Source organism: Longispora sp. NPDC051575, from assembly GCF_040681875.1.
Taxonomy (GTDB): Bacteria; Actinomycetota; Actinomycetes; order Mycobacteriales; family Micromonosporaceae; genus Longispora.
On the sequence record NZ_JBFAZP010000007.1, the window covers coordinates 458,250 to 469,685 of the forward strand.

Consider the following 11,436-nt stretch of genomic DNA (forward strand, 5'->3'; position numbering starts at 1 on the left):
CGTGACTTGCCCTCCAGCCTAGCCCGGTATCGGCCCCCGAACACGCGAATCGGACGATGCCAACATGCCGGCGGTCCGCGGGCACACCGCGCGGTAGCCCAGCCGCTCGTACAGCGCGGAGGCCCGGGAGTTGTCCGAGTACACCCCGAGGCTGGCGATCCCGTGCTCGGTGAGCAGCACCCGGGTCACGGCCGCCGTCAACGCCCCGCCGAGCCCCAGGCCCTGGTGGGCGGGGTGCACGGCGATCCCGGAGACCACCCCGAACCCGGGCGGGGACACGTCGGCGGCGACCGCGGCGAGCCGGCCGGCGACCCGGATCCCGTACCACGCCACCGCGTCCGCGTCGCCCGGCCGGACCGAACTCTCCGGCAACGAAAGATCCAGGACGGCGTCGATCTCCGCCGAGTCCCCCGGGTCGAGCCGGACCGCGTCCCCGGGGTCGGCCCGGACCGCGCCGGGGGCGTCCGGCCGGGCCGCGGGCGTGCCCGGCAGGGCCGGGGGCGCGGACACCGTCCAGCGGAAGTCCCACTCGTGCACCCGGCCCTCGAAGCCGGGGTCCACCCCGCGCGGCCCGTTGACCCAGTGCCCGGCGGACAGCACCCCGGTGTCGCGGGCGTGGGCGATCAGCGCGGCGCACGCGCCCGGGTCGCCGATGGCCTGGCCCCGGGGGGCGGAACCGGGCGGGTGGGCGACGACGAGCAGGGAGCCCTCGAGCGACCAACCGGTGACGATGCCGTCGCGGAGGATGACGGCCCGCAGGTAGGGGATGTCGGCGGCGGCGCGCTCGGCGGCACCGGCGGTCAGGGTGCGTGGTTCCACGCCCCGACCGTACCCGTGAGCGGCGTCACCGCGAACCGGACATTCGCCGGGTTCCGTCGGACCCCGACGGTAAGGTCTGCGGCGTGGACGCGCTGTTCGAGTTGTCGGAGCCCGGAGGTTCCGCCTCGGCGTCCTCGAACGACTTCGCGGACGTGCCGCCGGGGGCCCCGCTGGCCGTCCGGATGCGGCCCCGCGCCATCGACGAACTGATCGGGCAGGAGCACCTGCTGGCCGCCGGCGCGCCCCTGCACCAGCTGGTCAGCGGCGACTCGCCGATGTCGGTGATCCTCTGGGGGCCGCCCGGCTCCGGCAAGACCACCGTCGCGCACCTGGTCGCCCGGTCCTCCCAGCGCCGGTTCGTCGCCCTGTCCGCGCTGTCGGCCGGGGTCAAGGACGTCCGCGAGGTGATCGCGGCCGCCAAGGCCGACCGGCGGCGCACCGGGCGCGCCACGGTGCTGTTCATCGACGAGGTGCACCGGTTCACCAAGACCCAGCAGGACTCGCTGCTGGCCGCCGTCGAGGACCGCACGGTGACGCTGCTGGCCGCGACCACGGAGAACCCGTACTTCTCGGTGGTCTCCCCGCTGCTGTCCCGGTGCGTGCTGCTGACCCTGAGGCCGCTGGACGAGGTCGCGGTGGGGGCCCTGGTGGACCGGGCGCTGACGGACGAACGCGGGCTGGCGGGGGCGGTGACCCTGACGCCGGAGGCGCGCGACCACCTGGTGCGGCTCGCAGGGGGAGACGTGCGCAAGGCGCTGACGGCCCTGGAGGCGGCGGCCTCGGCGGCGCTCGCGCCGGGCTCGGCGCTGGGCGTGCGCGCTCCGGGCCCGAACCGGGGCCCGGCCCCTTCGAACCAGGGCCCGGCCCCGGCCCCCGCTCCGGACTCGACCTCAGCCCCTGCTCCGGACTCGACCCCGGCCCCCGCTCCGGGCTCGACCCTGGCCCCGGACTCCGCTTCGGACCTGGCCCCGGACGACGGGACCTCGGCCGACGGCGGCCCCACCCCGGTCCCGGCCGACAATGCCCCGGCCGAGAACCCGGCGGCAACCGCCCCGGCCGGTACCCCGATGATCGATCTCGCCACCATCGAGGCCGCCATCGACGTCGCCGCCGTCCGCTACGACCGCGACGGCGACGGCCACTACGACGTGACCAGCGCGTTCATCAAGAGCATGCGCGGCTCCGACGTCGACGCCGCCCTGCACTGGCTCGCCCGGATGCTCGTCGCGGGCGAGGACCCCCGGTTCATCGCCCGCCGCCTGGTGATCTTCGCCAGCGAGGACGTCGGGATGGCCGACCCCACCGCCCTGCTGGTCGCCACGGCCGCCGCCCAGGCCGTCGCGCTGATCGGCCTGCCCGAGGGGCAGCTCAACCTCGCCCAGGCCGTCGTGCACCTGGCCACGGCCCCGAAGTCCAACACGGTCACCACCGGGATCTTCGAGGCCATCGCCGACGTCAAGGCCGGCCGGACCGGCAATGTGCCGCCGGCCCTGCGCGACGCGCACTACGCGGGCGCCAAGGGCCTCGGCCACGGCGCCGGCTACCGCTACCCGCACGACGACCCGCGCGGCGTCGTCGCCCAGCAGTACGCGCCGGACGAGACCGTCGGCCGCGACTACTACCGGCCCACCACGCACGGCGCCGAGCGCGCGGTGTCCGAACGCATCGACAAGCTGCGGACCATCATCCGCTCCCGGGGAGACTCCTAGTGCGCACGAAGTTCCTGGTCGCCCTGTCCGTGGTGGCCCTGGCCCTGACCGGTTGCGGTGGCGGCCCGAGCGGCGCGGCCGACGCGCTGGCCAAGGTCGAGGCCCCCGAGTGGCTGGGCAAGCCCGCCGACACCACGAAGGGCGACAACCTCGTCCGGACGTACGTGGGGGTGCCCCGGCGGGCGGCGGAGGTCGAGTCGGCGTACTCGCAGGCGCTGGACCGCGCCGGCTGGCGGTTCCACGAGGGCGGCCCGTCCTGCGGGAAGAACCCGACGAAGGACGGCTGCTGGACGGCCGACGACCTGCTGATCACCGTGTCGGGCAGCGGCAACGACAGCGCGACCCCGGACGCGACCCCGGCGACCACGCTGACCGTCGTGGTGTCGGCGAAGGGCTAGCGCCCGTCCGGCCCGGCCCCGCGAAGCCCCGACCCGCGCACCCCCGCACCCCCGGCCCACCCGCGCGTGTCCGCCAAGGCCTGACGCAGGCCCTTCCGGGGTAGGCGATAGGGTCAGCCCGAGAGGTTTGTCACGAAGGGGGACCCCAGTGTCGTTCGGAGAGGTCGCGGCCCTGATCGCGGCCGTCGCATTCGTAGGTCTGGTGGCGGCCCTCGCGGTGCCGATCCTGAGGCTCCGGCACACCGTGGACGCGGCGACCCGGGCGCTCACGGACCTCACCGACCGGACCGGCCCGCTGCTCGGCAACGTCAACACGACGGTCGACAACGTCAACGTGGCCCTCGGCCAGGTGCAGGTCACCCTCGACGGGGTGAACGAGCAGCTCGCCCGGGTGGACACGATCACCAGCCACGCCTCGCAGCTCACGGCCAACGTGGCGAACGTGAGCACCCTGGTGTCGGCGGCCGTCGCGAACCCGCTGGTCAAGGTCGCCGCCCTCGGCTACGGCTTCCGCAAGGCCGCCGCCAAGCGCCGCGCCGCCGACGAGGACCGCGAGGTGCGCGACGAGCTGAAGTCGCGCCGCAAGGCCACCAGGAAGGGCTGAGATGTTCAAGCGACTGCTGTGGCTGGGCGTCGGGGTGGCCGTCGGGGTGGTGGTCGTGCGCAAGCTGACCCGGACCGCGCACGCGTTCACGCCGGCCGGCATCGCGGGTAACCTCGGACAGTCCGCCGGCGGGGTCCTGGACTCGGTCCGCGGCTTCTTCGACGACGTCCGCGAGGGCGCGGCCGAGCGCGAGGCGGAGATCGCCGACGCGATCGCGCACGGCCTACTGATCACCAACGACACTGAGGAAAGCGAAGAATACTGATGCGGACCGCGGAGATTAAGCGCCGGTTCCTGGCCCACTTCGAGGCGAACGGGCACACGGTCGTGCCCAGCGCGCCGCTGCCAGCGATTGATGACCCGAACCTGCTGTTCATCAATGCCGGCATGGTGCAGTTCGTCCCCTACTTCCTGGGCCAGCAGGCAGCTCCGTGGAAGCGCGCGGTCTCGGTGCAGAAGTGCATCCGGACCCCCGACATCGACGAGGTCGGCAAGACCAGCCGGCACGGCACGTTCTTCCAAATGAACGGCAACTTCTCCTTCGGCGACTACTTCAAGGCCGAGGCCATCCCGATGGCCTGGGACCTGCTGACGAAGTCCCTCACCGACGGCGGCTACGGGCTGGACCCGGAGACCCTCTGGGCGACGGTCTACCTGGACGACGACGAGGCCATCGACATCTGGCACCGCACGGTCGGCCTGCCGATGGACCGGATCGTGCGCCGGGGCAAGAAGGACAACTACTGGTCGATGGGCATCCCGGGCCCGTGCGGCCCGTGTTCGGAGATCTTCGTCGACCGCGGCCCGTCCTACGGCCGCGAGGGCGGTCCGGAGGTCGACGAGGACCGCTACATGGAGATCTGGAACAACGTCTTCATGCAGTACGAGCGCGGCCCGGGCACCGACAAGGAGAACTTCCCGATCCTGGGGGAGCTGCCGGCGCGCAACATCGACACCGGCATGGGCCTGGAGCGGATCGCCTCCGTCCTGCAGGGCGTCGACAACCTCTACGAGATCGACGAGGTCCGGCCGCTGATCGAGAAGGCCGAGGAGCTCACCGGCAAGCGCTACGGCGTGTCGAAGAGCTCGGTGGCCTCCGAGTCGCACCCCGACGACGTGCGGCTGCGGGTCATCGCCGACCACGTGCGCACCGGCCTGATGCTGATCGGCGACGGGGTGACCCCGGGCAACGAGGGCCGGGGCTACGTGCTCCGCCGCATCCTCCGCCGGGCGATCCGCTCGATCCGCCTCCTCGGCTTCGAGGGCCAGGCCATGCCGCACCTGCTGCCGGTGGCCCGGGACTGCATGGCCCCGAGCTACCCCGAGGTGGCCAGCGACTACGACCGGATCGCGCGGTACGCCTACGCGGAGGAGGACGCCTTCCTGTCCACCCTGCGGCAGGGCACGACGATCCTGGACCTGGCCCTGACGGAGACCAAGTCCGCGGGCGGCGAGAAGCTCGCGGGTTCCAAGGCGTTCCAGCTGCACGACACGTTCGGCTTCCCGATCGACCTGACCCTGGAGATCGCGTCCGAGCAGGGCCTGTCGGTGGACGTGGAGGGCTTCAAGGCCCTGATGCTGGAGCAGCGGACCCGGGCGAAGGCCGACGCGGCGGCGCGCAAGAGCGGGCACGCGGACCTGTCGGCGTTCCGGTCGGTGCTCGACGAGCACGGCCCGACCGACTGGGTGGCGTACTCGACGCTGGAGTCCGACGCGACGATCCTGGCGATGCTCAAGGAGGGCCTGCCGACCCGGCACGCGGCCCCCGGCGAGGTCGTCACGGTGATCCTGGACCGGACCCCGTTCTACGCCGAGTCCGGCGGCCAGGACTCCGACGCGGGCCGGCTGGTCGGCGCGGACGTCGAGGCCGAGGTGCTCGACGTGCAGCGGCCGGTGAAGAAGCTGGTCTCGCACCAGGTGCGGGTCCTGCACGGCGAGCTGCACGTGGGCCAGAAGGTGCACGCGGCGGTGGACGCGGAGTGGCGGATCGGCGCGCGCCAGGCCCACTCGGGCACCCACGTGGTGCACGCGGCCCTGCGCCAGGTGCTCGGCCCGGCGGCCCTGCAGTCGGGTTCGTACAACCGCCCCGGCTACCTGCGGCTGGACTTCTCCTGGCGCGGCGCGCTGTCGCCCGAGACCCGCAGCGAGATCGAGGAGGTCTCCAACCTCGCGGTCCGCAGCGACCTGCTGGTCACGGCGAACGTGATGCCGATCGCGAAGGCGAAGGACCTGGGCGCGATCGCCCTGTTCGGCGAGACGTACGACGAGGACGTCCGGGTCGTGGAGATCGGCGGCGAGTGGTCGCGCGAGCTGTGCGGTGGCACGCACGTCGAGCGGTCGGCGCAGATCGGCCCGATGGCGGTGACCGGCGAGTCGTCGGTGGGCGCGGGTTCGCGCCGGATCGAGGCCGTGGTGGGCCACGAGGCGTTCCGGTACCTGGCCCGCGAGCGGGACCTGGTGCTGCGCCTCGCGGAGCTGTTCCGGGTGCCGAGCGACCAGCTGGGTGACCGGGTGGCGCAGATGATGGCCCAGTTCAAGGACACCGAGAAGGAGCTGGAGAAGCTGCGGGCCCAGATGGTCCTGGCGAACTCCGGCGGCCTGGCGGCGGGCGCGAAGGACGTGCGCGGCGTCGCGTACGTGGGCGCGGAGGCCCCCGAGGGCACCGGCGCGAACGACGTGCGGACCCTGGCGCAGGACGTCCGGGGCAAGATCGACCCGAAGCGGCCGGCCGTGGTGGCCGTGACGGCGCGGGCGAACGGCAAGGCGTCCATCGTGATCGCGGTGAACGCGGCGGCGAAGATCGCGGGCCTGTCGGCGGGCGACCTGGTCAAGGGCGCCCTGTCGGGCAAGGGCGGCGGCAACGCGGACCTGGCCCAGGGCGGCGGGATCCCGGCGGACCAGGCCGGCGCGCTGCTCGACGCGGTCGAGAAGCTGGTGGCGGAGCGGGCTTGACCGGGACAGGTTGGCAGCGCGGCGTCCGACTCGGCATCGATGTCGGGAACGTCCGGATCGGCGTCGCGCGCTCCGATCCGGACGGCATCCTGGCCACCCCGGTGGTGACGGTGGCCCGGGACCAGTCGGAGACGGACAAGCCGACCGATCTGGCGGAAATCGCCAAACTGGTCGAGGAATATGATGCGATAGGCATCGTCGTGGGTCTGCCGATCGCCCTGAACGGCAAAGAGGGACTGGCGGCGGCCGCCGTGCGTGGCTACGCTGCGCGCTTGACCGAGGCCCTGCCGTCGATCCCGGTACACATGGCCGACGAGCGGATGTCAACCGTCGTGGCGGGACGTAGGCTCGCAGAACGGGGTGTCAAGGGGAAGCGCCAACGCGCTGTCGTCGACCAGGCGGCCGCGGTGGAGATCCTGCAGGGTTGGCTCGACGCTCAGCGGAGGCTACGCGGATGATGGACGAACTGGGGTTGTACGAGGACGTCGACCCCGGCCGGCACCGCCGTCGCAGAAAGAAGAAGGGCCGCAGCGGGCTCGCGCTGATCCTCACGGCGGTCATCCTGCTCGTGCTAGGCGGGGGCGCCTGGTGGGGCGCGACCAAGATCAGCGACATGCTCGCCACCCCGGACTACGCCACGGGCGGCACCAGCGAGACCACGGCCACGGTGAAGAAGGGCCAGTCGGTGGCCGACATCGCCAACACGCTGTTCTCCGCCGACGTGGTGAAGAGCGCCAAGGCGTTCGTCGAGGCCGCGAAGGAGAACCCGAAGGGCACGTCCTTCCAGCCGGGCACGTACAAGGTGCGCAAGCAGATGCGGGCCAAGGACGCGGTGACCGCGCTGCTCGACCTGAACAACAAGATCACCACCCGGGTGACCCTGCGCGAGGGCCTGACGTTCAAGGGCACGTTCGCGGAGCTGGAGAAGGTCACGAAGATCCCGGCCGCCGAGTTCGAGGCCGCCGCGAAGGACCCCGTCGAGCTCGGGGTGCCCGACTTCTGGTTCAAGCGCAACGACGGCAAGCCGGTGGAGAAGTCCATCGAGGGCTTCCTGTTCCCGGACACCTACGAGTTCGAGCCCGGTTTCACGGCGACCTCGATCCTGAAGAAGCTGGTCGCCCGGTTCAACGCGGAGATGGAGTCCAGCGGGTTCATCGCCCGGGCCGAGAAGGAGCGCCAGATCTCGCCGTTCGAGGCGCTGATCGTGGCCTCGCTCGCGCAGGTCGAGGCGGGCAACGCGGACGACCTGGGCAAGGTGGCCCGGGTGGCCTACAACCGGGCGTACAAGAAGAACATGCCCCTGGAGTTCGACGTGACGGCCAACTACTGGCTGATCAAGCAGGGCAAGCCGTCGAAGAGTTCCTCGGAGCTGTCGAAGGAGGAGATGGACGACCCGAAGAGCCCGTACAACGTGAAGAGCGTGCGCGGTCTGCCGGGCGGGCCGATCTCCAACCCGGGGGCGGCGGCGCTGAAGGGCGCGATCGAACCGCCGGCCGGCGAGTGGGTGTACTTCGTGGCCGTCGACAAGGAGGGCCACTCCGCGTTCGCCGTCACGCTCGCCGAGCACGACGCGAACCGACGCAGGGCATGCCAGGCGGGGGTGCTGACCGGGGACTCCTGCCGGTGAGGGCCGCGGTGCTCGGCCGCCCGGTCGGCCACTCGCTGTCCCCTGTCCTGCACAACGCCGGCTACGCGGCCCTCGGCCTCGACTGGTCCTACGCGGCGGTCGACGTCGGCGAGGACGAGCTGGCGTCCTTCGTGGACGGTCTGGGCCCGGAGTGGGCCGGGCTGTCGCTGACGATGCCGCTCAAGGAGGTCGCGCTCACCGTCGGCCGGGAGGTCACGCCGTTGGCCCGGGTGCTGGGCGCGGCGAACACCCTGGTGCTGCGGGGCGGCACCCGGTTCCTGGACAACACCGACGCGCCGGGCGCGGTCGACGCGCTGGCCCAGGTGGGCTGCGTGGCGGCGGCGGAGATGGCGATCCTGGGCGCCGGGGGCACGGCCCGCGCGGCGCTGGCGGCGGCCTCGTCGCTGGGCGCCCGGGCCACGGTCTACGCGCGCCGGCCGGAGGCGGTGACCGAGCTGCTGCCGGTCGCGGCGGCCCTGGACGTGCGGATCGTCCCCGCGCACTGGGACGACGTGGCCGACGCGGCGGACGCCGACGTGATCGTGTCCACCGTCCCGAAGAGCGCCGCCGGGTCCCTCGCCGAACTCAAGCCGCACCGCGACACCGTCGTCTTCGACGTGCTCTACGACCCGTGGCCGACCCCCCTGGCCGCCGCCGCGCTGGCCGCCGGCTGCCGGGTGGTGAGCGGCCTGGACCTGCTGGCCGCCCAGGCCTATCTCCAGTTCGCCCTGTTCACCGGGGTGCCCGCCCCGAGGGCTCCGATGCGCGCGGCCCTGGACGCGGCGGTCGCCGCACGGGGCTGAGGCCCGCCCACGATCTACGGACGGGCCTCAGGAAAATCACCACCACCCGACGGGTACGCGTCCCGCGCGCCCGACCGGCGGGCGTCGGATCCCGCGACTCCCGGGGGACACGCCGCGAACCTGCCCGCTGGGGTCGGCCCGCGGCGTCCCGCGCGGTTAGAACGGGCTGTCGTCCGCCGCGCACACCAGGTTCTTCGGCGGCAGGACCCCGGTGAACAGGTAGTCCCGCTTGGCCTTCTCACCACAGGTGCTCGGCGTGTACATGCCGGTGTGGCCCGCGCCCTCGATCACCATCAGCTGGGCGTTGGCCAGCTCGGCGGTGCCGTCCTGCGCGCCGTGCAGCGGGGTGGACGGGTCGTAGCGGTTGTTCACCACGAGGATCGGCGCGGCGGTCGGGGTGTTCCACGGACCCATGAACCGGTCGGTGTCCCGGCCCGGCCAGGTGGCGCACGGCATGTAGCCGAAGACGCCGATCCGGCCGAAGTACGGCACCCGGCGGTCCTCGGGTTCCGCGAGCCGGCTGTACGTGGACGTGTGCCGGGGCGAGACGCTGTCGGTGCAGTTGATCGCGAAGTACGCCTCGCTGCGGTTGTCCAGGTACTGCTCGCCCAGCTTCGGGGTCGCCTCCCGCACCGCCCCGAACGCGCGCGCGGCCGGCTGGACGTTGGCGAGCCGGTCGAGCAGGGTCGCCAGGTCCTTCCACCACAGCGGGTGCGCCAGGTTGCCCTGCACCGTGCTGACGATCGTCGTGTACGACCAGCTCTCGCCGTCGAGCACGATCGGCGCGACGCGCGCCCGGTCGGTCAACGCCTTGAACCGGGCCTTCGGCGCGACGTCGCCCTTGGCGAACGCGCACCGCTCCGGGCCGGCCGTCTGGCACTGGGTGAGGAACTGGTCGAACGTCTCGGCCAGCCCGCGCGGCACGTCCTGGCGGGTGTCGATCGGCTTGGTCAGCCCGTCGATCCCGTGCCCGGTGGCGCTGCCCTGGAAGTCGAGCGCGCCGTCGAGGACGAGCGCCCGGAACTTGTTCGGGAACAGGTTCGCGTAGGTCGCGCCGACGTGCGTGCCGTAGGACAGGCCGAGGTAGCTGAGCTTCTCGTCGCCGACGGCGCGGCGCATCACGTCGAGGTCGCGGGCCGTGTTGGCCGTGGACAGGTGGTTGATCAGGTCACCGCCGCGCTCCTTGCAGCGCGTGGTGAGGTCGGCGGCCTGCGCGTAGAACGCGGGCTCCTGGGCGGCCGTGGCCGGGAACGCGGGGACGGCGTTGAAGTACGCCTCCTGCTCGGCCTTCGTCTCGAAACATCGGATCGCCGTGCTCCGGCCGACGCCCCGGGTGTCCCAGGAGACGACGTCGAACCGGGCGCGCAGCTCGGGGGAGAACAGCCAGTCCCAGTGGCCGCGCCACTGGAGCCGGTCGACGCCGGACGCGCCGGGGCCGCCGAAGTTGACGAACAGGGAACCGATCCTGCGCGCCGGGTCGGTGGCGGGCATCCGGATCAGCGACAGCGAGATCTGCTCGCCGCGCGGCCGGTCGTAGTCGAGGGGGGCGGCGGCGGTGGCGCACTCGTAGCCGTCGGCGCAGGTGCTCCAGGTGAGCGTCTGGGCCGGGGGAGAGTCCGCTGTCGCGCCCGCGGGTGACGTCACCGCGAGGGTCGCGGCCATGGCGACGAGCGCGGTGCCCGCGGCCAGCCGGAGCCGGGTGAATGGTGTCATGCCGGTGACTCCTGTCGATGAGGGATTCCAGCGCCTAAACGCTAGGTGACCATGACAAGGTTGCACGTTGTGATATTGATCATGAAATGATTGCGCCCGCCCGGTACAACTGCGGGGTGGTCTGGGTGGCGGTGGTGCTCGGTGTCCTGATCGGCCCGGTCCTGACCGGCGCCGCAGACCGGTGGTGCCCGACGCCGGCCACGTGGCGGACCAGGCTCGTGGGGGCGGTGGTCCTCGCCGGGACGCTCGCCGCCCTGGCCGCCCGCCTCCCGGTGACAGCGCCCGCGCGGCCCCCGGGCGGGTGGCCGGAAAAGATCGCACAGACCGTCCTGACGGGTACGGATGCCCCGGGCGCCGGCCACGCGGCAGCCCTCACCGCCTGCTACGCCGCCCTCGGGTGCCTCGGACTCGTGCTGGCCAGGGTGGACCTCGCCGCGCTCCGGTTGCCCGACGAACTCGTGCTCCCCGGGTACCCGGCGATCGCTCTGCCCCTCGCTCTTCTCGCCCCCACCGGCGCGCCCCGCGCCCTGCTCGCCGCCGCCTGCTGCCTGCTCGGCTACGGCGTGCTCTGTGCGGCCGGCGGCCTCGGCTTCGGCGACGTCAAGCTCGGCGGACTCCTCGGCCTGGCCACCGGCTGGGTGTCCTGGCGGGCCGTCGCCGCCGGAGTGCTGCTCGCCCTCGCGCTCGGCGCCGCGCACGCCGTGACCCGCCGCCTCGCGGGCCGCCCCGGACCCGCCCCCTACGGCCCCGCGATGCTCGCCGGCACCCTGGCCGCCCTCACGGTCCCGCTCTGACCGACCTAGCCTGCAAG

At 72.9% G+C, this 11,436-nt stretch carries 11 protein-coding genes; 9 read left to right on the top strand and 2 right to left on the bottom strand.

Going from position 1 to position 11,436, the window contains the following annotated elements; translation table 11 throughout:
* Positions 1–18: 18 nt before the first annotated feature.
* Positions 19–819 carry a GNAT family N-acetyltransferase gene (locus AB0M43_RS22970; RefSeq protein WP_363727797.1) on the bottom strand — a complete coding sequence of 267 codons (801 nt, stop codon included), beginning with the start codon at positions 817–819 and terminating at the stop codon, positions 19–21.
* A 182-nt stretch (positions 820–1,001) separates the two neighbouring features.
* Between AB0M43_RS22970 and AB0M43_RS22975 the strand changes: the two genes are divergently transcribed.
* The 8 genes from AB0M43_RS22975 (at position 1,002) to AB0M43_RS23010 (ending at position 8,912) form a co-directional block, all read left to right on the top strand.
* Positions 1,002–2,528 (top strand): AAA family ATPase, encoded by a 1,527-nt coding sequence (locus AB0M43_RS22975; RefSeq protein WP_363728024.1) that lies wholly within the window; start codon positions 1,002–1,004, stop codon positions 2,526–2,528.
* Positions 2,528–2,926: a hypothetical protein gene (locus AB0M43_RS22980; protein WP_363727798.1), complete on the top strand. Its 399-nt coding sequence runs from the start codon at positions 2,528–2,530 to the stop codon at positions 2,924–2,926. The genes AB0M43_RS22975 and AB0M43_RS22980 overlap by 1 nt, the downstream gene beginning before the upstream one ends.
* A 148-nt stretch (positions 2,927–3,074) precedes the next feature.
* The gene (locus AB0M43_RS22985) at positions 3,075–3,530 is read left to right on the top strand and encodes a DUF948 domain-containing protein (RefSeq protein ID WP_363727799.1); all 456 of its coding nucleotides are present in this window, start codon (positions 3,075–3,077) and stop codon (positions 3,528–3,530) included.
* Position 3,531: 1 nt separating this feature from the next.
* A complete protein-coding gene (locus AB0M43_RS22990; RefSeq protein ID WP_363727800.1) occupies positions 3,532–3,795 on the top strand; it encodes a hypothetical protein in 264 nt (87 codons plus the stop codon).
* Positions 3,795–6,482: an alanine--tRNA ligase gene (gene alaS / locus AB0M43_RS22995; protein ID WP_363727801.1), complete on the top strand. Its 2,688-nt coding sequence runs from the start codon at positions 3,795–3,797 to the stop codon at positions 6,480–6,482. The genes AB0M43_RS22990 and alaS overlap by 1 nt, the downstream gene beginning before the upstream one ends.
* Positions 6,479–6,940 (top strand): Holliday junction resolvase RuvX, encoded by a 462-nt coding sequence (ruvX, locus tag AB0M43_RS23000; RefSeq protein WP_363727802.1) that lies wholly within the window; start codon positions 6,479–6,481, stop codon positions 6,938–6,940. The genes alaS and ruvX overlap by 4 nt, the downstream gene beginning before the upstream one ends.
* Complete coding sequence (gene mltG, locus AB0M43_RS23005) at positions 6,937–8,109, top strand: endolytic transglycosylase MltG (RefSeq protein WP_363727803.1); 1,173 nt, start codon at positions 6,937–6,939, stop codon at positions 8,107–8,109. The genes ruvX and mltG overlap by 4 nt, the downstream gene beginning before the upstream one ends.
* Positions 8,070–8,912, top strand: coding sequence for a shikimate dehydrogenase (locus AB0M43_RS23010; protein ID WP_363727804.1), 843 nt, complete (start codon positions 8,070–8,072; stop codon positions 8,910–8,912). The genes mltG and AB0M43_RS23010 overlap by 40 nt, the downstream gene beginning before the upstream one ends.
* 156 nt (positions 8,913–9,068) lie before the next feature.
* Here the strand turns inward: AB0M43_RS23010 and AB0M43_RS23015 are convergent, their stop codons facing one another.
* A complete protein-coding gene (locus AB0M43_RS23015; protein ID WP_363727805.1) occupies positions 9,069–10,625 on the bottom strand; it encodes an alpha/beta hydrolase in 1,557 nt (518 codons plus the stop codon).
* An 86-nt stretch (positions 10,626–10,711) separates the two neighbouring features.
* Between AB0M43_RS23015 and AB0M43_RS23020 the strand changes: the two genes are divergently transcribed.
* Positions 10,712–11,419 carry a prepilin peptidase gene (locus AB0M43_RS23020; RefSeq protein ID WP_363727806.1) on the top strand — a complete coding sequence of 236 codons (708 nt, stop codon included), beginning with the start codon at positions 10,712–10,714 and terminating at the stop codon, positions 11,417–11,419.
* Positions 11,420–11,436: the final 17 nt, after the last annotated feature.

What these genes read in the sequence shown, in the direction of transcription:
- AB0M43_RS22990 (WP_363727800.1), top strand. Translation starts at nt 3,532, where the DNA reads ATGTTCAAGCGACTGCTGTGGCTGGGCGTCGGGGTGGCCGTCGGGGTG.
- AB0M43_RS23020 (WP_363727806.1), top strand. Translation starts at nt 10,712, where the DNA reads ATGATTGCGCCCGCCCGGTACAACTGCGGGGTGGTCTGGGTGGCGGTG.
- AB0M43_RS23015 (WP_363727805.1), bottom strand. Translation starts at nt 10,625, where the DNA reads ATGACACCATTCACCCGGCTCCGGCTGGCCGCGGGCACCGCGCTCGTC.
- AB0M43_RS23010 (WP_363727804.1), top strand. Translation starts at nt 8,070, where the DNA reads ATGCCAGGCGGGGGTGCTGACCGGGGACTCCTGCCGGTGAGGGCCGCG.
- mltG (WP_363727803.1), top strand. Translation starts at nt 6,937, where the DNA reads ATGATGGACGAACTGGGGTTGTACGAGGACGTCGACCCCGGCCGGCAC.
- alaS (WP_363727801.1), top strand. Translation starts at nt 3,795, where the DNA reads ATGCGGACCGCGGAGATTAAGCGCCGGTTCCTGGCCCACTTCGAGGCG.
- AB0M43_RS22975 (WP_363728024.1), top strand. Translation starts at nt 1,002, where the DNA reads ATGCGGCCCCGCGCCATCGACGAACTGATCGGGCAGGAGCACCTGCTG.